A 21,207-nucleotide genomic window follows, 5' to 3' on the forward strand; every position below is an offset into this window, starting at 1 on the left:
CTCAATGTTGCAGGAGGAAGGCGTGCTCGCCGACAAGGCGGCGGCGCAGCCAGGCGGAGAACTGGTCGACGGCGACGATCGTCACGAACAGCAGGAGGACGAGCGCCATCGTCTTGGCGCCGAATCCCCGCGAGATCGAAAGCTTCAGCTCCTCGCCGATGCCGCCGCCGCCGACGGCGCCGATGATGGTCGAGGCGCGCACGTTGATCTCGAGGCGTAAGAGCGCGTAGGAGGTGAAATTCGGCAGCACCTGCGGCAGGGCGGCGAAGCGTACGCGCTCCCACCAGTTGGCGCCGACGGCTTTCATGCCCTCATCGGGCTTCATGTCGATATTCTCGGCCACTTCGTAGAAAAGTTTGCCGAGTGCGCCGACCGTGTGCAGGCTGATGGCAATGATGGCGGCGACCGGTCCGATCGACAGGATCGCCGAAAACAGCCCGGCAATGACGATCTCGGGGAAGGCGCGCAGGAACTCCATCAGCCGCTTGGAGAAGATGCGCAGCGGCCATGAATTCGTCAGGTTGCGGGCAGCAAAGAAGCTCAAGGGAACGGCGAAGACGAAACCGATGATCGTCGAGATCAGCGCCACGTTGATGGTGACGATCATCAGTTCGAAATATTCGGGAATGTAGAAGGCGCCCCAGACGTAGACGCGGCCCTTGTCGAAATTGAATTCCTCGCCGCCCTTGTCGTTGACGCTCGCAATGTCGAACAATGCCCGCCAGACATCATGCCAATCCTTGGGGATGAGCCAGCTCAGGAAGTCGAAGAGATGCGGCAGGCGGTCGAAGAAATGGCCGGCGTTGCTCTCGTCAGCGAAACGGACGGAGCTGACGAAAGCCGCAATCAGAATGACCAGGCCGAGGATGGTGTAGAAGCGCCGTTTGGCGACCATGCGGTCCCAGGCGGTGCCGATGTCCTTGGTGCTCTGCATCTGCGGCTGTGTGTCGGCAATGGTCATCAAGGCCTCGTCCGGTTACAAGGGCGGCCGTTCCCGGCCGCCCGCATTCAAGGATCCGATCAGCCGCCGATGGCAGCTTTGCGGACTTCAACGACAGCGTTGTAGAAGTCGTGCTTGACGGGCGAGTAGCCCTGGTAGTCGCCGCCTTCGACGGCGGTAAAGCACTTGTGATCCTTGGCCGGCAGAGCCGTGAAGAAGGCTGCAAGCTTCGTCTGCCACTCCTGACCGAGAGCGTTGCGAACGACGAGCGGGCCGTTCGGGATCAGCGGCGAACGCCAGACTTCGACCAGCTTGTTCGGATCGACGGCGCCCTTGTCGACTTCCTTGCGGAAGGTGCCGGAGGTGTAGCCGTCCTTGAAATCGCCGATGCCCGACGAGTCGTCGACGGCGATGTCGACCTTGCCGTCATAGGCAGCAAGCAGGTTGTTCTCATGGCCGCCGTTGAACTGGGTCGAGGCGAAGAACTTGTCGTTCGGCATGCCGGTGTCCTTCGGGATCTGCGTCAGCGGAACGAGGTAGCCCGAGGTGGAATCCGGATCGGCATAGCCGAGCTTCTTGCCCTTGGCGTCCTTGATGGACTTGATGCCGGAGGACTTCAGGGCGAGGCCGATCGAGTAGTAGCCCGTCGAGCCGTCCTTCTGCTGCGTCGTCAGGATCGGCGTGACAGCCTTCGGATCCTTGATGTAGACGGCGGCATAGCCGGAGGCGCCGAGTTCGGCGAAGTCGAGCGTGCCGCCGAGCAGGCCCTGGATCACGCCGTCATAATCAGCAGCCGGGAAAAGCGAAACCTTCTCGAAGCCGAATTCCTGCTTCAGGTGGTCGGCAAGGCAGGCATAATTGCGCAGGCGGTCGGTTTCGTTTTCGCCGCCGAGGATGCCGATGCGGAATTCCTTGAGGTCGACAGCATGGGCAGCGCCGGCGAGCGCGAAGAGCGCCGTTGCTGCAAAGAGTGCTTTCTTCAACATATGTCTCTCCTATTGACCGGTGTCCCCGGTCTTCCCGTTACGAAGAAGTGTGCCCTTGACGCGGGCGCTCGATCGCGGCCGCCTCTCTCAGAGACCGGCCAGCGCCAGCGGTTGGGTGCCGGCGGATTGATTGTCTGCCCGCTCGGGGGCGATATTGATGGATGTCGAGGTCATCGTTTCGTCGATGCCGGCGCCGTCCTTGTCCGTCCCGTAGATTTCCTTCACCGCCTCGGCGGTGAGCTCCGAGGGCTTGCCGTCGAAGACGACGCGGCCGCCGGCCATGCCGACGATGCGCTCACAATAGCTGCGGGCGGTATCGAGCGTGTGGAGATTGGTGATGACGGTGATGCCTTCGCGCTCGTTGATATCGCGCAGCGCATCCATGACGATCTTGGCGTTCAGCGGATCGAGCGAGGCGATCGGCTCGTCGGCGAGAACCATCTTCGGGTTCTGCATCAGCGCCCGGGCGATTGCCACGCGCTGCTGCTGGCCGCCGGAAAGCGTGCCGGCTGCCTGCAGCGCCGTCTGCTCGATGCCGAGGCGTTCGAGCGCGGCGATGGCATGCACACGTTCCTCACGGGTGAAGATGTTGAGCAGGCTCATCAGCGTCGAGCGGTGGTTGAGGCGGCCGAGCATGACATTGGTCAGAACGTCGAGGCGCGGCACTAGGTTGAACTGCTGGAAGATCATCGCGCAGTCGCGCTGCCAGTTGCGCAGCGCCCGGCCGCGAAGCCCGGAGACCGCGACGCCGGCGAAATGAATGGTGCCGGAGCTCGGCTCCTGAAGGCGGTTGATCATGCGCAGCAGCGTCGACTTGCCGGCGCCGGAGCGGCCGATGATGCCGACCATCTGGCCCTGGGGAATGGCGAGCGTGACGGAATCGACGGCGAGCTTCTTTCCGAAACGACGTGTGACATTCTTCAGCTCGAACATCATGCTCTTCCCTTGCGATCCAGGCCTTGGTCAGCATCGCATTAGTCCCGCTTGATGAACCTCGCGTGTCACATTTGTGTAAGTCCTGTCACAATTCTCCGCCCCTATATCGGGGGTTTAGCCGCCGTAGCGGGACAGGAAATCTTCCGCGCTCAGGTTGCGAAAATCGGCTAGCGCCAGACGCAGCCGATCGTGCTCCCAGTCCCACCAGGCAAGGCTGTCCATCCGTTCGCCGACCTCTTTCGGAAAGCGTTCGCGGATGAGCTTGGCCGGCACGCCGCCGACGATCGTGTAGGGCGCAACATCCTTCGACACGACGGCGCCGGCCCCGATCACCGCACCGTTGCCGACGGTCACACCCGGCAGGATGGTCGCACCGTGGCCGATCCAGACGTCGTGGCCGATCGTCACCCGGTTTGCACGGCGCCAGGCGAAGAAGTCGGTCTCCATGTCGCCGTCCGGCCAGTAGTCGGCGGCGCGATAGGTGAAATGATGCAGCGTCGCCCGCCAGGTCGGATGGTTGGTGGCGTTGATGCGCACGGCGGCGGCGATATTGACGAACTTGCCGATCGTCGCGCACCAGACGGAGCCGTCCTGCATGATGTAGGAATAATCGCCGAACGTAGCCTCGCTGATGCGGCACCGTTCGGAGACCTCCGTATACCGCCCGAAGGTGGAATCGCTGATGGATGCCGTCTCATGAAAGTAGGGTTCGATACCAAGCTTGCGGCTCATGCGGCGATCTTTCTCGGTGAGAACTGCTGGACGTCGAGGATCCGGTCGGCGACCGCTTCGCGCACTTCCTCGTCGTGGAAGATGCCGAGAAGGGCGACACCCGCCTTCTTCTTTTCCGCGATCATGCCAACGACGACGGCACGGTTCCTGGCATCGAGCGAGGCTGTCGGTTCGTCGAGAAGCAGGATCGTGTGTTCGGTGATGAAGCCGCGGGCGATGTTGACGCGCTGCTGCTCGCCGCCGGAGAAGGTGGCGGGCGGAAGCTGCCAGAGGGCTTCCGGCAGGTTGAGCCTGGCCAGCAGAGCGCCGGCCTTTTCCCGTGCCGTGCCGGCGTCCTCGCCGCGCGCCACCAGCGGCTCGGCAACCACGTCGATCGCCGCGACGCGCGGCACGGTGCGCAGGAACTGGCTGACATAGCCGAGCGTATGGCGCCGCACCTTGAGCACGGTGCGCGGATCGGTGGCGGCGAGATCGACGATGCGGCCGTCGTGGCGGATGAGAATCTGGCCGGTGTCGACGGCATAATTGCCGTAGATCATCTTGAGCAGCGAGCTCTTGCCGATACCCGACGGGCCGCCGAGCACGACGCATTCGCCAGACGCGACCGAGAAGGCGACATCGGAGACGACCGGCAGCCTGATGCCGTCGCGCAGATGCATGGTGAAGCTCTTCGAGACTTCGGAAACGACGAGGGGCGTTGCCATGATTTCTTCTTCCTTGGTTTCGGAGCTCAGACCTGCAGGATCGAGGAGACGAGCAGCTGCGTATAGGGTTCGCGCGGATCGTCGAGCACGCGGTCGGTGAGTCCGTGCTCGATGACGTAGCCGTCCTTCATCACCATCATCCGGTGCGACAACAGGCGGGCGACGGCGAGATCATGGGTGACGATGATGGCCGAGAGACCGAGATCGTTGACGAGGCCGCGCACGAGATCGAGCAGGCGCGCCTGCACCGAGACGTCGAGGCCGCCCGTGGGTTCATCCATGAAGACGAGGCGGGGGCCGGTGACGAGGTTGCGGGCGATCTGCAGTCGCTGGCGCATGCCGCCGGAAAAAGCGCGTGGCTGGTCGTCGATGCGATCGGCGTCGATCTCGACGCGCTCGAGCCAGTCGATCGCCGAGGCGCGGATCTTGCCATAGTGGCGGTCGCCGATCGCCATCAGCCGCTCGCCGACATTGGCGCCGGCCGAGACCGTCATGCGCAGGCCGTCGGCCGGATTCTGGTGCACGAAGCCCCAGTCGGTCCGCATCAGGAAGCGCCGCTCGGCCTCGTTCATCCGGTAGAGATCACGGTAGCTGCCGTCGCGCATGTGATATTCGACGCTGCCGGTGCTCGGCAGCAGCCGGGTGGAGAGGCAGTTGAGCAGCGTCGTCTTGCCGGAGCCGGACTCGCCGACGATGGCGAGCACTTCGCCGGGCCAGAGCTCGAAGGAGACGTCGCGGCAGCCGATGCGGTTGCCGTAGAATTTCGAAACGTCATGGACTTTGAGAAGCGGAATATCGCTCATTCTGCAGCCTCCCGGGCCAGCATCTCGCCGGCATGTCCCTGCGCCCGGCGGTCTTCGCAATGATCGGTGTCGGAGCAGACGAACATGCGCCCGCCCTTGTCGTCGAGAACCACTTCGTCGAGATAGACATCCTCGGCGCCGCAAAGGGCGCAGGGCTTGTCGAAGCGCTGGATATCGAAGGGATAATCTTCGAAATCCAGGCTGACGACGTCGGTATAGGGCGGAACCGCATAGATGCGCTTCTCGCGCCCGGCGCCGAAGAGCTGCAGCGCATCCGACATGTGCATCTTCGGATTGTCGAATTTCGGCGTCGGCGAGGGATCCATGACATAGCGGCCATGGACCTTCACCGGATAGGCGTAAGTGCGCGAGATGCGGCCGTTATGGGCGATATCCTCATAGAGTTTCACATGCATGAGCCCGTATTCTTCGAGCGCGTGCATCTTGCGGGTTTCGGTCTCGCGCGGTTCGAGGAAACGCAGCGGCTCGGGGATCGGCACCTGGTAGACCAGCACCTGCCCGGCAGCGAGCTTTTCTTCCGGAATGCGGTGGCGCGTCTGGATGATCGTCGCATCCCTGGTATGGGTCGTCACCGCGACATTGGCGACCTTCTGGAAGAAGGCGCGGATGGACACGGCGTTGGTCGTGTCGTCGGCACCCTGGTCGATGACCTTCAGCACGTCATCCGGTCCGATGATCGAGGCCGTCACCTGCACGCCGCCGGTGCCCCAGCCATAGGGCATCGGCATTTCGCGCGAGGCGAAGGGCACCTGATAGCCGGGAATGGCGATCGCCTTCAGGATGGCGCGGCGGATCATCCGCTTGGTCTGTTCGTCGAGATAGGCGAAGTTGTAGCTGGCCAGATCGCTCATTCGGCGGCTTCCTTCATGTCTTCGCCACCGTTGCGGGCGGCTTCGAATTCGCGGCGCATGCGGCGGACGAGATCGAGCTCGGCCTGGAAGTCCACATAATGCGGAAGCTTCAGATGCTCGACGAAGCCCGTCGCCTGGACGTTGTCGGAATGCGAAATGACGAATTCCTCGTCCTGGGCCGGCGCGGTGATATCCTCGCCGAGCTCTTCGGCGCGCAGCGCCCGGTCGACCAGCGACATCGCCATCGCCTTGCGTTCGCTCTGGCCGAAGACCAGGCCGTAGCCGCGGGTGAATTGCGGCGGCGCCTTGGCCGACCCCTTGAACTGGTTGACCATCTGGCATTCGGTGACCTGGATTACGCCAAGCGAGACGGCGAAACCGAGTTCCGGCACGTCGAATTCCACCTCGACATCGCCGATGCGGATTTCGCCGGTGAAGGGGTGGTTGCGGCCATAGCCGCGCTGGGTGGAATAACCGAGCGCCAGCAGGAAGCCCTCGTCGCCGCGGGCAAGCGCCTGCAGGCGCAGATCGCGGGTCATCGGGAATTCCATCGGCTCGCGAGTCAGGTCGCCGATCTCGTGATCTTCAGGCATGTCGCCGTCGGCCTCGATCAGGCCCTCCTCGCCGAGGATTTCGGAGACGCGCATGACGCGGCCGGTCTCGGCTGGGCGCAGCGCGGGCTCTTCGATCGCCTCGTCCGAAAGCAGCGAGGGATCGAGCAGGCGGTGGGTATAGTCGAAGGTAGGTCCGAGAAGCTGGCCGCCCGGCAGATCCTTGTAGGTCGCCGAGATGCGGCGCTCGATCGTCATATCAGCCGTGTCGAGCGGCTCGGAATAGCCGAAACGCGGCAGCGTCGTACGGTAGGCGCGCAGCAGGAAGATCGCTTCGATCATATCGCCGCGCGATTGGCGCACGGCGAGCGCTGCGAGCGTGCGGTCGAAAAGCGAGGCCTCGGCCATGACGCGGTCGACGGCGAGCGCCAGTTGCGCCACGATCTGGTCGATGCCGATCGCCGGCAGCGAACGGTCGCCGCGGCGGCGGTCGGCGAGCAGCCGGTGGGCATTGGCGATGGCGGCCTCGCCACCCTTGACGGCAACATACATGAGCTCAGATCTCCGTTGCTGTGATCTTGGTGGTGCGCGGCAGGCAGAGGAAACGTTTGCCCGCCGTCACCACGATGTCGATGCCGCGCGGAAAGAGCGCGCGGTTCTCGGTCCAGAGCCACAGGAAGGTTTCGGGCAGACCAACGGGGGCGATCTCCGTCACGCTCTGAATGCCCGGACCCATCAGCGCCAGCCTGCGGCCGCCCTCGAGTTCGGCGAGCTCGATGACGACGGTCGTCGAGCGGTCGGGATATTCCTGCGTGCCGGAGGCAAACAGGCCGAAGGAGGAAAGGGCGATGCCGGCCTCCGTGAAGGCAAAGCGCGCCTCGGCCTTTTCGGTGGTCAACGGCGCGCCGGTGTGGAAGCCGAGCCATTCCGGCACGGCAGATTTCGCCAGTCCCTGCGAAAGCCAGACCGGCGTGTCGTGGTCGCAAAGCGTCAGCGCGATCGCGCCGGCGGCGATGCCGAGTGGCATCGGCGGCGCGGCATCGGGCTGAACGGTCTGGATCGCGCCGGGGCGGGCCATGCCGTCCATCAGCATCTTGAAGACGCTCTGGGCGTGGAAGACCGGTTCGGCAAAGCCGCCGATGAGAGCTTCTGTCTTCAGACCCATCAGTTGTCTCCCCGCACCATGGTGAAGAAATCGACGCGGGTGGCCGCCGTCTCGTCCGCCTTGCGGCGTTCGGCATCGGCGATCCGCTCAGTGATCGGCAAAAGCAGCGCCTGTTCGACGAAATCCTTGGTCGCGTCTTCCTGCCAGAGCGCGTCGAAGATCGCCGCCAACCGGGCCTTTTCACGGTCGGTGCCGAGCGCCTGGGCATGGCCGACCGCGCCGGAATCGAGCCGGACCGTGGCCCGCGTCACCGTCACCTCGCCAAGATTGAAGGGAGCGCCGCCGCCGCCGATGCGTCCGCGCACCATCACCAGCCCGGTCTCAGGTCCGCGCACCTGATGTGCTACGGGCTTTTCCGGCAATGCGTCCCAGACCGCCTGAAGTTCGCTGCGTTCCGCCCGCGCCAGCAGATCGGCGGCGCGTTTGCGCCCGGATGCCGTCTGTGACGCAGCGTCGTTTCTGTCCGCTGAGATCATCGCCGCTTCCCTTCAAATGTCTATTGATATAGACAACCATACAAGATACAATTACGCTTAAATCGATGTCGTGACAAGCGTGTGACATCGTGAGTGTAAATGGCGGGGCGGAATGGCGGGATTGAAGCAGGTGCAAAGACAGACCGGCGTGGCGCTCTGGCGTCAGATCGCCGATCGGATTCGCGAGGCGATCAGCAGCGGAGCCTATGATGAAACGGGTATGGTGCCGCCGGAAACTGTCCTGGCGCTGCAATTCGGCGTCAACCGGCATACGGTGCGCAGCGCGCTTGCCGCACTGGCGCAGGAAGGAATCGTGCGTGCGGTACAAGGCCGCGGCACGCTGATCGAGCGCAAGGAGCGTCTGAATTTCCCGATCACCAAGCGCACGCGCTTCAGCGCCGGTATCGGCGACCAGGCGCGTGAGATGCGCGGCCTTCTGCTTGATGAGGCGAGGGAAGAAGCGAGTGCCGAGATCGCCCGTTGGCTGCACCTGAAACCGGGAGACCAGGTGATCCGCCTGGAAACCTTGCGTCAGGCGGACAAGCGGCCGGTTTCAAGGGCAACGAGCTGGTTTCCCGCCGAGCGCTTCGCCGGTATCGGTGCGGCCTATCGGAGGGGGGAATCGATCACCAAGGCTTTCGCCGAACTCGGCCTGTCGGATTATGTCCGCGCGACCACCGAAGTGACGGCCGCGCATGCAGGTGCCGCCGACATGGCCGACCTCGAACTCACCCCCGGCGCGATCCTGCTGATCACCAAGGCGATGAATACCGATCTTGAGGGTGTCCCGGTGCAATATTCGATCAGCCGCTTTGCGGCCGACCGGGTGCAGTTCACGATCGAGAGTTGAGGCCGAGAATTGGGCTGGAAATTGAGGAAAGGCGTGCCGACCTGTTTCGGCGGCACGCCGTACCGAATTCAGTGTGCGCCGGACATGTCGCCGAGCACTTCCTTGGAGGCGACGGTGGAATCCGCCTTCAGCGTGTAGACTATCGGAACCCCGGTCGCGAGGTTGAGCGCGAGCACGCCTTCCTTGCTCAGCTTGTCGAGCACCATGACAAGCGAACGCAGCGAATTGCCGTGTGCGGCGACCAGCACCTTTTCGCCCCTGAGCACGCGCGGCAGGATTTCGGTGAGGTAATAGGGCCAGACGCGGGCGCCGGTGTCGCGCAGGCTTTCGCCGCCGGGCGGCGGCACGTCATAGGAACGGCGCCAGATATGGACCTGTTCCTCGCCCCATTTGGCGCGGGCATCGTCCTTGTTGAGGCCGGAGAGGTCGCCATAGTCGCGCTCGTTCAGCGCCTGGTCGCGGATCGTCTGGAGATCGGGCTGGCCGACCTTGTCGAGGATGAGCTTCAGCGTGTGCTGCGCGCGCACCAGCGCCGAGGTGTAGGCGATGTCGAATTTGATCCCGTATTCGGCGAGCGCTTCACCGCCTGTTTTGGCTTCCTGGATGCCGAGCTCGGTCAGATCGGGATCCTTCCAGCCGGTGAAGAGATTCTTCAGGTTCCAGTCACTCTGGCCATGGCGAACGAGGACGAGGGTACCGCTCATGAATATGCCTCCGTAGTATCGTTATGAGGAAGAAAGCCCGAGCACGTCGAGCATGGAATAGAGACCCGGCTTCTTGTCGCGCGCCCAAAGCGCTGCCTTGATGGCGCCGCGCGCGAAAATCGACCGGTCGGCCGCACTGTGCGACAAGGTGACGATTTCGCCTTCGCCGGCAAAAAGCACGGAGTGCTCGCCGATGACGGAGCCGCCGCGCAGCGTCGCAAAGCCGATCGTGCCTACCTCGCGGGCACCGGTATGGCCGTCGCGCACCCGGACCGATTTCGAGGCGAGATCGATGCCGCGCCCCTTGGCCGCCGCCTCACCGAAGAGAAGGGCGGTGCCTGAGGGCGCATCCACCTTGTGCTTGTGGTGCATTTCCAGGATCTCAATATCCCAGTCGGCCGGGTCGAGCGCCCGCGCTGCCTGCTCTGCGAGCACGCTGAGCAGATTGACCCCGAGGCTCATATTGCCCGATTTGACGATGCGGGCATGGCGAGCGGCTGCGGCGATCCTGGTATTGTCGTCGGCTGAACAGCCCGTCGTGCCGATGACATGAACGATGCGCGCCTGTGCGGCGAGGCCCGAGAATTCCACTGTTGCGGCAGGCGAGGTGAAGTCGAGCACGCCTTCGGCATCGAGAAAGGCATTGAGCGGATCGTCGCCGATGATGACGCCTGTCGGGCCGAGACCGGCGATCTCGCCGGCATCCTTGCCGACGAAGGGCGAGCCGACGCGCTCGACTGCGGCGTGCAGCCTCACGCCCTCGATCGAATGGATGAGCCGGATCAGCGTCTGGCCCATGCGCCCTGCTGCGCCAACCACCACCAGTTTCATCGCAGCATCGTTCATCTCAGTCTCACCAGGTCAGTTTGAATCGGAGGCCGAAGGCCTCTGCAGATTGTTGAGGCGAGCGTAAAGACCGTCGCTGACCTTCGCAAGCGTCTCGTGATTGCCTTCCTCGACGACGCGGCCCTGCTGCATGACGACGATCTTGTTGGCGCGCACCACGGTCGAAAGCCGATGGGCGATGACGACGACGGTGCGTCCGGTCATCGCTTCGTCGAGCGCCTTCTGCACGGCCGCCTCGGATTCGGTGTCGAGGGCGGAGGTCGCCTCGTCGAGAAGCAGGATCGGCGCATTGCGCACCAGGGCGCGCGCAATCGATAGCCGCTGGCGCTGGCCGCCCGATAGCGTCACGCCGTTTTCGCCGACCGGCGTCTCGTAACCCTGCGGCTGCGCCGAAATGAAATCATGCGCATAGGCAAGCCGCGCCGCCTCTTCCACCTCGGCATCGGTCGCTTCCGGCCGGCCATAGCGGATATTGTCGCGGATCGTGCCTTCGAACAGGTAGGGCTGCTGCGAGACATAGGCGAGCTGCTGGCGCAGCGACTTCTTGGTGATATGGGCGATGTCCTGCCCGTCGATCAGGATTTCGCCCTCGCGCGGATCGTAGAAGCGCGGAATGAGGCTGATGACGGTGGATTTGCCGGCGCCCGAGGGGCCGACCAGTGCTGTGGTCGCGCCACCCTCGGCAATGAAGCTCACCCCGTTGAGCACGCTCTCATTGCCGTAGGCGAAGGACACATTGCGGAATTCGATCCTCGCCTGCGTCACCGTCAGCGGCTGGGCATCCGGCAGGTCGCGCTGGCGCGGTTCCATGTCGAGCAATTCGTAGATCATCCGCGCATTGACGACGGCACGCTCCATCTGCACCTGCAGGCGCGCAAGCCGGCGGGCCGGGTCATAGGCAAGCAGCAGCGCGGTGACGAAGGAGAAGAAGGCGCCGGGCGGCACATTGAAGTAGATCGAACGGTAGGCGGCGTAGGCAAGCACGCTGGCGACGGCAAAGCCCGCGAAGCTTTCCGTCAGCGGAGACGTGCGTTCGGAAAGCCGGGCAATCCGGTTCGCCCGGCTTTCGGCGCCCTCGATGAGTTTGTTGACCTTGCGCTCCAGTTCGTCCTCCATCGTGAAGGCCTTCACGATGGCGATGCCCTGGATCGTCTCCTGCATGGCGCCGAGAACGTGGCTGTTCAAATGCACGGCCTCGCGGGTGGCCGAGCGCAGCCGCTTGGACACATAGCGCAGCGCATAAAGCAGCGGCGGCGCCATGATGAACACGGCAAGGCTGAGCAGCGGATCCTGCAGGATCATCACGCCGAGCAGCGAGATGAAGGTCAGCAGGTCGCGCACTGTCGAGGTGATCGTCAGGTTGAGCACGTCGCGGATGCCGCTGACGTTCTGGCTCACCTGCGCGGCGATATGGGCAGAGCGCGCCTCGCTAAAGAAGCCGACCGAAAGCGTCATCAGATGCGAATAGAGCCGGCGCTGGTAACGCGCGACGATATTGTTGCCGACCTTGGAAAGCGCCACCGCCTGGCCGTAGCTCGCAAAACCGCGCAGCACGAAGGCGATGAAGATCGAAAGACAGATGATCCAGACGACGTCGGCGCGGCGGTTGGCGAAGGCCTCGTCGATGATCGCCCGCATGATCCAGGCGGTAAACGCGGTCGAAAGCGCCACCACGATGAGACAGACGATCGCAAAGACATAACCCCAGAGATGGTCGCGGCCGTTTTCAGCAATGATGCGTTTCAGGATGCCGGTTACGGTATCGCTGCTGACGCTCTGCGCTCTGCTTTCCGCCGCTTCCAAAAATGAGGTTTCCTGTCTCGGACCAAGCGCCCCGCGAAGGCGACGCGCACTTTTGCCGGGGTCTATAAAGAGTTGGGACCGGTTTGGCTAGAGCGCCGCGCGTCCCCGCAGAGGACGCGCCAAGGACGCTCTAGCGCCGCCAGCGGCGGCCTTCCGTCGAGACGCCGAAGTTCGCCGGCATCCGTGCGTAGGAGGAAAGCCCGGCAAGTGCTGCCAGCGGATGCGTCACCACATAAGTCGGGATGGTGCGAAGCAGCGCGGTATGCGGCGCCTTGTCCTCGAAGGCAATGCGGAATTCCGGCTTCTTCAGCGCCGGGATGATCTTCTGCGAGATGCCGCCGGAGAGATAGACGCCACCGCGCGCCATGAACACCATCGCCATGTCGCCCGCCACGCGGCCGAGATAGGTGGCAAACAGCGAGACGGTCTCGATAGCCGCCTTGTCGGTGCCGGCAAGCGCGTGCGAGGTGATATCGGCGGGATCCTTCATCGTCGGCTGGATGCCATCGACGATGCAGATGGCATTGTAGAGATTGACGAGGCCGCGGCCGCAGAGGATTTGCTCGGCCGAGACGCGGCCCTCGATCGTCTCGATATGCGGGAAGATCTCATAGTCGCGCTTGCTGCGCGGTCCGAGATCGACATGGCCGCCTTCGCCGGGAACCGGGATCCAGCTGTGCTGGGCATGCACGAGCCCGCCGACGCCGAGGCCGGTGCCCGGGCCGAGCACGACGCGCGAGGCGATCATGTCGCCGGTGGCATCGCCGATGCGTTCGCGGTTTTCATCCGACAGGGCGGCGATCGCCAGCGCCTGCGCCTCGAAATCGTTGACGACCAGCACGTCCTCCATGCCGAGGCCTTCGATCATCGTCTTTGGCCGCACCACCCAGTCGCAATTGGTCAGCGGGATCTCGTCGTCGTTGATCGGGCCGGCGACGGCGAGGATCGCCGAGCGCGGCTGTACGGCCGTCTTGTCGAGCACGCCTTTCTGGATCGCTTCGTCGATCGTGGCGAAGTCAGCCGTGCGTACGTTCGGAAACTGCTTCGGCTCGGCATAGGCATCGGTCAGGATGGAGAAGCGGGCATTGGTGCCACCGATATCGCCGATCAGGATCGGGAAAGGCAGCGGAGCGGTGCTGTTATTCGGTTTTGGCATGGCCGGTCCCGTGCTGATCAGGCTTCGAGTGTGGGAAGAAGTTTTATAGCGGTCGCGTGGTTGAGCGCCATCGGAATATCATAGACGATCGCAAGCCGCATCAGCGCCTTTACGTCGACATCGTGCGGCATCGGCGTCAAGGGGTCGACGAAGAAGATCAGGGCATCCACCTCGCCGGTCGAAATCAGTGCGCCGATCTGCTGGTCGCCGCCGAGCGGCCCGCTTTTCAGCCTGACAACGTCGAGGTCGGGGGCGGCATCGAGCACACGTCCGCCGGTCGTACCGGTGGCGACGATCTTCCAGCGGGAGAGAATGTCCCGGTTGGTGCGGGCGAATTCCGCCATGTCGTCCTTCTTCTGGTCATGCGCAATCAATGCAAGGCATTTGCCGCCGGCCATCAACCCCTCCGCCCGAACAATTCAATCGATTTGATGGCTTCTATACCAAGAGTTTGCGATTTGAAAGACAACGCACCCCAGGCCTGTTTCATTGGATCGCCGGCTTGTCGTTCGGAACCGGACCGACATCGGGCAAAGCGCCGTCCGTGCCGGCGGCGGGTTCCGCGGCCGGCGCGGCAGTGAGCGCGCTTGCAGCGGAAGGTCCGCCATAGGTGGCGGCCTGCATCGAGGCGACGGAAGCACCATCGAGCACGGCGGCGCAGGCCTTCGGCAGGTCGGAGACCATCATCTCGCGCGGCGGCTTCGGGGGCTTGGCGCCGGGCTTCGGCGGTTTCGGCGGCGCCCAGGGCGCCGGCGTGAACCACCAGGCGAGCGATTTGTCGCAGCCGTCGCCGGCAGGAACAGAAGCCTGAGGCGTGCATCCGGCAGCACCGGGCGGGCATTTGATGCGGATGTGGAAATGCGAGTCATGGCCATATTCCGGCCGGAGCTTGCCGAGATTGGTGCGGTCGCCCGTCCAGGTGTCGCACATCTTCTTCTTGATCGCCGGGTTGACGAAGATACGCTCCACCTCGGGGTAGCTTGCCGCCAGCATCAACAGACGCGCCCGCGATTGCGTCCAGACCTTCGGGTCGACGGTCAGGAACTTGTCCTTCTGCAGCATGGTGGTGAAGGGCAGATCCTCGCGCTCCTCGGCCGTCAAGCGGCGCGCCGGCATCGGCGTAAACCAGACATCGGCATCGAGGCCGATCTGATGGGAGGCATGGCCGTTGAACATCGGCCCGCCGCGCGGCTGCGCAATGTCGCCGACGAGAAGGCCCGGCCAGCCGGCATATTTGACCCCATCCTCAGAAAGACGTTCGAGCAGCGCGATCATCGCCGGATTGCCCCAGCGGCGATTGCGCGAAAGCCGCATCGCTTCCCAGGTCGGCCCGTCGGCCGGCAGCGCCACCGCACCTGTCATGCAGCCCTTTGCGTAAAAGCCGATCGGTTGCGCCGGTCCCTGCGTCGGCAGGCTGACGGCGCCGAACTGCCCCTTGGCGCTGCCCGGGCTCGGTGTCTTCTGCTGAGCTCCGACATCGCCGGCGGCAAGGCTTGCGCCGATTGCGCCGGCAAGCGTCAGTTTGCCGAATGTCCTGAAAGCCTGAGCGAAGCCGAAAGCCATGCTATTTCCTTGAACCGCTGCCGAAGTGATTTGCGTCAAATCTATCGTGAAAAGCGATTTTGGTGAATCGATGTTTTGGCTGGTGGTGGGAAGCGGCGGTGACGGATCGCCGCAGAGTTGCGCCGCATATTGCGAAGGCGACGCATCGAGGCGAGACGATGGCTCAAAATTTCGCGAGCCCGGCAAAAACCAAACTCTCTCCTGTTTTTCGCCCCTATTTTTCGTATTGTCGAATCAATGAAAAAACAGGGGAAAGTGTGAATGACGGCTCTATGGTCGAAGATCGGTCTGTTTCTGTCGCTTGCTGCTGTGGCGCCACTGACGGCAACGGCCCAGGACCAGCCGTTTCAGATCGGAAGCTCGGTCGTCAGCCAGATGAAGTACAAACCGGGCTTTGCGCACTTCGACTACGTCAATCCCGATGCGCCGAAAGGTGGAGATCTCCGTCTTTCCGCAAGCGGCGCCTTCGACACTTTCAATCCTCTGCTTGCAAAGGGCCAGACAGCCGTAGGTCTGTCGCTTGTTTACGACACGTTGCTGAAGCCGGCCGATGACGAACTTCTCGTCTCCTACGGCCTGCTTGCCGAAGGCCTCTCCGTTCCCGATGACGTGTCGAGCGCGACCTTTCGGCTGCGGAAGGAAGCGAAATGGGCCGATGGTCAGCCGGTAACGCCCGAAGACGTCATCTTTAGTCTGGACAAGACCAAGGATTTGAACCCGCTCGCCGGCAATTACTACCAGCACGTTGTCAAAGCGGAAAAAACCGGCGAGCGTGACGTCACCTTCATCTTCGATGAGAAGAACAATCGCGAACTGCCGAACATTCTCGGCCAGTTGATGGTCGTCCCGAAACATTGGTGGGAGGCGCCCGGACCGGACGGCAAACCGCGCGACATTACCAGGACGACGTTGGAGCCCGTGATGGGGTCCGGACCTTACAAGATCGCTTCCTTCTCGCCCGGCGCCACAATCCGTTATGAACTGCGTGGCGACTATTGGGGCAAGGACCTCAATGTGAATGTCGGCCAGAACAATTTCCGCAACGTCATCTACACCTATTTCGGTGATCGGGACGTCGAGTTCGAAGCTTTTCGCGCCGGCAACAGCGACTATTGGCAGGAAACCACCGCTGCCCGTTGGGCGACGGGATATGATTTTCCCGCAGTGAAGGAAGGACGGGTCAAGAAGGAGGAGGTTGCAAACCCGCTGCGCTCCACCGGCATCCTGCAAGCGCTGGTGCCCAATATGCGGCGTGACCTCTTCAAGGACATCAGAGTCCGCGAAGCCTTGAACTACGGGTTCGACTTCGAGGAACTGAACCGCACTGTCGCCTTCAACAGTTACAAACGCATCGACAGCTATTTCTGGAACACCGAGCTTGCCTCTTCCGGCCTGCCGCAGGGCAGGGAACTGGAAATTCTGCAGGGCATGAAGGACAAGGTGCCGGCAGAAATCTTCACCACGCCCTATACCAATCCGGTCGGCGGCGATCCGCAGAAGAGCCGTGACAACCTCCGCAAGGCAATCGCGCTACTGAAAGACGCTGGCTGGGAGCTGAAGGGCAATCGCATGGTCAACAGCAAGACCGGCCAGCCGATGAGTTTCGAGATCCTGTTGTCGAGCCCGATGTTGGAGCGCTGGGCGGTGCCTTATGCCAGCAATCTCAAGAAAATCGGCATAGATGCGCGGGTTCGGACGGTCGATGCCTCGCAAGCTGTCAACCGCGAACGCAGCTTCGACTATGATATGATCTGGAATGTCTGGGCTGAGACCATGAACCCGGGCAACGAGCAAGCCGACTATTGGGGATCCGGCTCTGTCAACCAGCAGGGCTCTCGCAACTACGCCGGTATTGCTAACCCGGCGGTCGATGAGCTCATTCGCATGATTATCTTCGCGCCGAACCGCGATGAACAGGTTGCTGCGATCAAAGCCATGGACCGCGTATTGCTGGCAAATCACTACGTCATCCCGCTGTTCTACCGTGATACCTATAACATCGCCTATTGGAACACGGTCACGCATCCGGCCGAATTCCCGGCCTACAGCCTTGGCTTCCCGGAAGCCTGGTGGTCGACCTCGGCAAAATGAGCGGGCTTGCAATGAAGGGGCCCTCGGCTCCAAATGGCACGAGCGAATCACGACAAGCCGGCAGGGCCGGCAAGGGAAGGCTGGCGGATTGAGCGGCATTAGACTGGACGGCGGGCAGACAGGAAAAACATTCCCGGAGGCTGAAGGCTGATGGGCGCCTATATCCTTCGCCGCCTGCTTTTGATGGTTCCAACCATTGTCGGCATCATGGCGATTTCCTTCATCGTCATTCAGTTCGCCCCCGGCGGTCCCGTCGAGCAGGTGATCGCCCAACTGACCGGTCAGGCCGATAGTGCCGACCAGCGACTGTCCGGCGGCGGCGATCTTCTCGGCGGCACCGGCAGCGATGAAGGCTCGAAATATCGCGGCGCCCAGGGGCTTGATCCGGAACTGATCGCCAAGCTCGAAAAACAGTTCGGCTTCGACAAGCCGCCGCTGACCCGTTTCGGCGAGATGATGTGGAACTACATCCGCTTCGATTTCGGCGAGAGCTTCTTCCGCAACACCTCGGTGCTCGAGCTCATCAAGGAGAAGCTGCCGGTGTCGATCTCGCTCGGCATCTGGATCCTGATCTTCTCCTATGCCATCTCCATTCCGCTCGGCATCCGCAAGGCGGTCAAGGATGGATCGACCTTCGATGTCTGGACATCGGGCGTCATCGTCGTCGGCTACGCCGTGCCGAGCTTCCTCTTCGGCATTCTCCTGATCGTGCTTTTTGCCGGCGGCTCCTTCTACGACTGGTTTCCGCTGCGCGGCCTGGTCTCCGATAATTTCGACCAGCTGGCCTGGTGGCAGAAGCCGCTCGACTATTTCTGGCACCTGACCCTGCCGTTGATCTCGCTTTCCCTGTCCGCCTTTGCCACGACGACGCTGCTGACCAAGAATTCCTTCATCGAGGAGATCAAGAAGCAATATGTCGTCACCGCCCGCGCCAAGGGCCTGAACCAGCGCCAAGTGCTCTACGGCCATGTCTTCCGCAACGCCATGCTGATCATCATTGCCGGTTTTCCCGGCGCCTTCATTTCCGCTTTCTTCACCGGCTCGCTGCTGATCGAAAACATCTTCTCGCTGGATGGCCTCGGCCGTCTCGGCTATCTCTCGGTCATCAACCGGGATTACCCGATCGTCTTCGCCACCCTCTACATCTTCTCGCTGCTCGGCCTCTTCGTCAGCCTGGTTTCCGACCTGATCTACACCTGGATCGATCCGCGCATCGATTTCGAGCGGAGGGATGTCTGATGGACGCCGCCGCAAACCCTGCCGTCACCACGCCTGTCAAGCCGCCGCGCAAGGGCCTGCTGTCGCCGACCAACATCCGCCGCTGGCAGAATTTCCGGGCAAACGGCCGCGGTTATTGGTCGCTGTGGCTGTTCCTGGTGCTGTTCGTCCTCAGCCTGTTTGCCGAGTTCATTGCCAACGACCGGCCGATCATCGCCTCCTACAAGGGCGAGATCCTGTTTCCCGTGCTGGTCGACTATCCCGAGGAGAAGTTCGGCGGCTTCCTGGCCGAAACCGACTATCGGTCCTCGGTGATTGCGGATGAGATCGATGCCAATGGCTGGATGATCTGGCCGCCGATCCGCTATTCCTACCGCTCGGTCAATTCCAACATTCCCCATTCAGCACCCACCGCCCCCTTCTGGCTGATGACCAAGGAGGAGCGCTGCGCCGGTTATCCGCAAGGCGTGAACGATCCCGATTGCACCTTCGGCAATCTCAACTGGCTCGGCACCGACGACCAGGCGCGCGACGTGCTGGCGCGGGTCATCTACGGTTTCCGCATATCGGTGCTCTTTGGCCTGATGCTGACCATCTGCTCGGCGATCATCGGCGTGACGGCGGGTGCGGTGCAGGGCTATTTCGGCGGCTGGACCGATCTGCTGCTGCAGCGCTTCATCGAGATCTGGTCGTCGATGCCGGTGCTTTACATCCTGCTGATCATCGCGGCCCTCCTGCCGCCCGGCTTCTTCGTGCTGCTCGGCATCATGCTGCTCTTCTCCTGGGTCGGCTTCGTCGGCATCGTGCGCGCTGAATTCCTGCGGGCCCGCAATTTCGAATATGTCCGCGCCGCCCGGGCCCTCGGCGTCAACAATCGCACCATCATGTGGCGCCACCTGCTGCCGAACGCCATGGTGGCGACGCTGACCTTCCTGCCCTTCATCCTCTCCGGCTCGATCACCACGCTGACCTCGCTCGATTTCCTCGGCTTCGGCATGCCGCCGGGCTCCCCCTCGCTCGGCGAGATGATCGCCCAGGGCAAGACCAACCTTCAGGCCCCGTGGCTCGGGCTGACGGCTTTCTTCGCCATGTCGATCATGCTGTCCCTGCTGATCTTCATCGGCGAAGCCGTGCGCGATGCCTTCGATCCGAGGAAGACGTTCCAATGAGTGACATGAAAGAACCGCTGCTTTCCGTCCGCGATCTCTCGGTTGCCTTTCATCAAGGCGGCGAGACCTCGCTGGCCGTCGATCACATCTCCTTCGATATCGCCAAAGGCGAAGTCGTGGCGCTGGTCGGCGAATCCGGCTCCGGCAAGTCGGTCTCGGCCAACTCGATCCTGCGGCTTTTGCCCTATCCCTCGGCAAGCCATCCTTCCGGCGAAATCCTGTTCAAGGGCAAGGACCTTCTGAAGGCGTCGGAGCGGGCGCTGCGGGAAGTGCGCGGCAACGACATCACCATGATCTTTCAGGAGCCGATGACCTCGCTCAATCCGCTTCATACGATCGAGAAGCAGATCGCCGAGATTCTTGCCCTGCACCAGGGCCTCACCGGTGAGCCTGCACGCCAGCGTGTGCTTGAATTGCTGAACCAGGTCGGAATCCGCGAGCCGGAGAAGCGGTTGAAAGCCTATCCGCACGAGCTCTCCGGCGGCCAGCGCCAGCGCGTCATGATTGCCATGGCGCTCGCCAACCGGCCGGAACTGCTGATCGCCGACGAGCCGACCACGGCGCTCGACGTTACCGTACAGGCGCAGATCCTCGAATTGCTCCGGCAGTTGAAGGCCGTACACGGCATGTCGATGCTGTTCATCACCCATGATCTCGGCATTGTCCGCAAATTCGCCGATCGCGTCTGTGTCATGACCAAGGGCAGGATCGTCGAAACCGGAACCGTCGAGGAGGTTTTCGCCAACCCGAAGCACGAATATACCCGCCATCTTCTCGCTTCCGAACCTCGCGGCGAGCCGCCGCTGGCCGATCCGTCGAAGCCGGTGGTGATGGAAGGGTCCGATATCCGCGTCTGGTTCCCGATCAAAGCAGGGCTGATGCGTCGCGTCGTCGATCATGTGAAGGCGGTCGACGGCATCGATCTGTCGCTGCGCGCCGGCCAGACGCTCGGCGTCGTCGGTGAGTCCGGTTCCGGCAAGACCACGCTCGGCCTGGCGCTCACCCGGCTGATTTCCTCGCAAGGACGGATCGCCTTTGTCGGCACGGATATAGCCGGCTATTCATTCAGCGAGATGCGGCCGCTGCGCAACCAGTTGCAGGTCGTCTTCCAGGATCCCTATGGCTCGCTCAGCCCCCGCATGTCGGTCGGCGACATCGTCGCCGAGGGGCTGAAGGTGCACGAGCGCTCCTTGACCGCGGAGGAGCGCGACCAGCGTGTCTGCTGGGCGCTGGAGGAGGTGGGTCTCGATCCCCTGACCCGCTGGCGTTATCCGCACGAATTCTCCGGCGGCCAGCGCCAGCGCATCGCCATCGCCCGGGCCATGGTGCTGAAGCCCCGTTTCGTCATGCTCGACGAGCCGACCTCAGCGCTCGATATGAGTGTCCAGGCCCAGGTGGTCGATCTCCTGCGCGACCTGCAGAAGAAACACGATCTCGCCTATCTCTTCATCAGCCACGACCTCAAGGTGGTGAAGGCGCTCGCCAACGATGTCATCGTCATGCGTTTCGGCAAGGTGGTGGAACAGGGGCCGTCAGCGGAAATCTTCCGCGCGCCGAAGGACGATTATACCCGGGCGCTGATGGCCGCCGCTTTCAACATCGAGGCGGTGCCGACGCCCGCCGTGCAGCAATAAAGAAGATC

General features: G+C 62.8%; 21 protein-coding genes. 5 read left to right on the forward strand and 16 right to left on the reverse strand.

The genetic code is table 11. The features are described 5' to 3' along the window. Window position 1: 1 nt before the first annotated feature. The 10 genes from phnE to phnG all read right to left on the reverse strand — a co-directional run bounded on the left by phnE (window position 2) and on the right by phnG (window position 8,165). Window positions 2–961 carry a phosphonate ABC transporter, permease protein PhnE gene (gene phnE, locus ACMUVN_RS22785; protein WP_047617408.1) on the reverse strand — a complete coding sequence of 320 codons (960 nt, stop codon included), beginning with the start codon at window positions 959–961 and terminating at the stop codon, window positions 2–4. A 59-nt stretch (window positions 962–1,020) separates the two neighbouring features. Beyond that, entirely contained in the window at window positions 1,021–1,926 is a 906-nt protein-coding gene (phnD, locus tag ACMUVN_RS22790; RefSeq protein WP_028756932.1) for a phosphonate ABC transporter substrate-binding protein, read from the reverse strand. 87 nt (window positions 1,927–2,013) lie between these two features. Next, window positions 2,014–2,859 (reverse strand): phosphonate ABC transporter ATP-binding protein, encoded by an 846-nt coding sequence (phnC, locus tag ACMUVN_RS22795; protein ID WP_414815473.1) that lies wholly within the window; start codon window positions 2,857–2,859, stop codon window positions 2,014–2,016. Window positions 2,860–2,976: 117 nt separating this feature from the next. Then, window positions 2,977–3,594, reverse strand: a complete 618-nt coding sequence (locus ACMUVN_RS22800; protein ID WP_414815474.1) for a DapH/DapD/GlmU-related protein — start codon at window positions 3,592–3,594, stop codon at window positions 2,977–2,979. Next, a complete protein-coding gene (gene phnL / locus ACMUVN_RS22805) occupies window positions 3,591–4,298 on the reverse strand; it encodes a phosphonate C-P lyase system protein PhnL (RefSeq protein WP_028756930.1) in 708 nt (235 codons plus the stop codon). Before phnL ends, ACMUVN_RS22800 begins: the two co-directional genes overlap by 4 nt. Window positions 4,299–4,324: 26 nt before the next feature. After that, on the reverse strand, window positions 4,325–5,101 hold the full coding sequence (phnK, locus tag ACMUVN_RS22810; RefSeq protein WP_028756929.1) for a phosphonate C-P lyase system protein PhnK: 777 nt from the start codon (window positions 5,099–5,101) through the stop codon (window positions 4,325–4,327). Next, complete coding sequence (locus ACMUVN_RS22815) at window positions 5,098–5,973, reverse strand: alpha-D-ribose 1-methylphosphonate 5-phosphate C-P-lyase PhnJ (protein WP_028756928.1); 876 nt, start codon at window positions 5,971–5,973, stop codon at window positions 5,098–5,100. The genes phnK and ACMUVN_RS22815 overlap by 4 nt, the downstream gene beginning before the upstream one ends. Next, window positions 5,970–7,076 (reverse strand): carbon-phosphorus lyase complex subunit PhnI, encoded by a 1,107-nt coding sequence (locus ACMUVN_RS22820; RefSeq protein WP_063473518.1) that lies wholly within the window; start codon window positions 7,074–7,076, stop codon window positions 5,970–5,972. The genes ACMUVN_RS22815 and ACMUVN_RS22820 overlap by 4 nt, the downstream gene beginning before the upstream one ends. Window positions 7,077–7,080: 4 nt before the next feature. Continuing rightward, window positions 7,081–7,689, reverse strand: coding sequence for a phosphonate C-P lyase system protein PhnH (gene phnH / locus ACMUVN_RS22825; RefSeq protein ID WP_414815475.1), 609 nt, complete (start codon window positions 7,687–7,689; stop codon window positions 7,081–7,083). Then, window positions 7,689–8,165 (reverse strand): phosphonate C-P lyase system protein PhnG, encoded by a 477-nt coding sequence (gene phnG / locus ACMUVN_RS22830; RefSeq protein WP_028756925.1) that lies wholly within the window; start codon window positions 8,163–8,165, stop codon window positions 7,689–7,691. The genes phnH and phnG overlap by 1 nt, the downstream gene beginning before the upstream one ends. A 112-nt stretch (window positions 8,166–8,277) precedes the next feature. Here phnG and phnF point away from each other — a divergent pair, with 112 nt between their 5' ends. Next, complete coding sequence (gene phnF / locus ACMUVN_RS22835) at window positions 8,278–9,015, forward strand: phosphonate metabolism transcriptional regulator PhnF (RefSeq protein WP_028756924.1); 738 nt, start codon at window positions 8,278–8,280, stop codon at window positions 9,013–9,015. A gap of 68 nt (window positions 9,016–9,083) precedes the next feature. Here phnF and ACMUVN_RS22840 read toward each other — a convergent pair whose 3' ends face one another. The 6 genes from ACMUVN_RS22840 to mepA all read right to left on the reverse strand — a co-directional run bounded on the left by ACMUVN_RS22840 (window position 9,084) and on the right by mepA (window position 15,087). Beyond that, entirely contained in the window at window positions 9,084–9,719 is a 636-nt protein-coding gene (locus ACMUVN_RS22840) for a 2,3-bisphosphoglycerate-dependent phosphoglycerate mutase (protein WP_063473516.1), read from the reverse strand. Window positions 9,720–9,740: 21 nt separating this feature from the next. Continuing rightward, on the reverse strand, window positions 9,741–10,565 hold the full coding sequence (gene dapB, locus ACMUVN_RS22845; RefSeq protein WP_097544468.1) for a 4-hydroxy-tetrahydrodipicolinate reductase: 825 nt from the start codon (window positions 10,563–10,565) through the stop codon (window positions 9,741–9,743). A 15-nt stretch (window positions 10,566–10,580) separates the two neighbouring features. Further along, window positions 10,581–12,368 (reverse strand): ABC transporter ATP-binding protein, encoded by a 1,788-nt coding sequence (locus tag ACMUVN_RS22850; RefSeq protein ID WP_028756921.1) that lies wholly within the window; start codon window positions 12,366–12,368, stop codon window positions 10,581–10,583. Between the two features lie 130 nt (window positions 12,369–12,498). After that, window positions 12,499–13,524 carry a glucokinase gene (locus ACMUVN_RS22855; RefSeq protein WP_028756083.1) on the reverse strand — a complete coding sequence of 342 codons (1,026 nt, stop codon included), beginning with the start codon at window positions 13,522–13,524 and terminating at the stop codon, window positions 12,499–12,501. Between the two features lie 17 nt (window positions 13,525–13,541). Then, a complete protein-coding gene (locus ACMUVN_RS22860) occupies window positions 13,542–13,922 on the reverse strand; it encodes a methylglyoxal synthase (RefSeq protein ID WP_028756082.1) in 381 nt (126 codons plus the stop codon). 88 nt (window positions 13,923–14,010) lie between these two features. Continuing rightward, complete coding sequence (mepA, locus tag ACMUVN_RS22865) at window positions 14,011–15,087, reverse strand: penicillin-insensitive murein endopeptidase (protein WP_183906396.1); 1,077 nt, start codon at window positions 15,085–15,087, stop codon at window positions 14,011–14,013. A 261-nt stretch (window positions 15,088–15,348) separates the two neighbouring features. Between mepA and ACMUVN_RS22870 the strand changes: the two genes are divergently transcribed. The 4 genes from ACMUVN_RS22870 to ACMUVN_RS22885 all read left to right on the forward strand — a co-directional run bounded on the left by ACMUVN_RS22870 (window position 15,349) and on the right by ACMUVN_RS22885 (window position 21,199). Next, window positions 15,349–17,178, forward strand: coding sequence for an extracellular solute-binding protein (locus tag ACMUVN_RS22870; protein WP_132573881.1), 1,830 nt, complete (start codon window positions 15,349–15,351; stop codon window positions 17,176–17,178). A 150-nt stretch (window positions 17,179–17,328) separates the two neighbouring features. Next, on the forward strand, window positions 17,329–18,417 hold the full coding sequence (locus ACMUVN_RS22875; protein WP_047617429.1) for a microcin C ABC transporter permease YejB: 1,089 nt from the start codon (window positions 17,329–17,331) through the stop codon (window positions 18,415–18,417). Then, on the forward strand, window positions 18,417–19,565 hold the full coding sequence (locus ACMUVN_RS22880) for an ABC transporter permease (RefSeq protein ID WP_048338287.1): 1,149 nt from the start codon (window positions 18,417–18,419) through the stop codon (window positions 19,563–19,565). Before ACMUVN_RS22875 ends, ACMUVN_RS22880 begins: the two co-directional genes overlap by 1 nt. Next, window positions 19,562–21,199: an ABC transporter ATP-binding protein gene (locus tag ACMUVN_RS22885; RefSeq protein ID WP_028758176.1), complete on the forward strand. Its 1,638-nt coding sequence runs from the start codon at window positions 19,562–19,564 to the stop codon at window positions 21,197–21,199. Before ACMUVN_RS22880 ends, ACMUVN_RS22885 begins: the two co-directional genes overlap by 4 nt. The last annotated feature ends 8 nt before the right edge of the window (window positions 21,200–21,207 follow it).

It is taken from the genome of Rhizobium sp. IY2 (genome assembly GCF_047532935.1).
In the GTDB taxonomy this organism is placed as follows: Bacteria; Pseudomonadota; Alphaproteobacteria; order Rhizobiales; family Rhizobiaceae; genus Rhizobium; species Rhizobium anhuiense.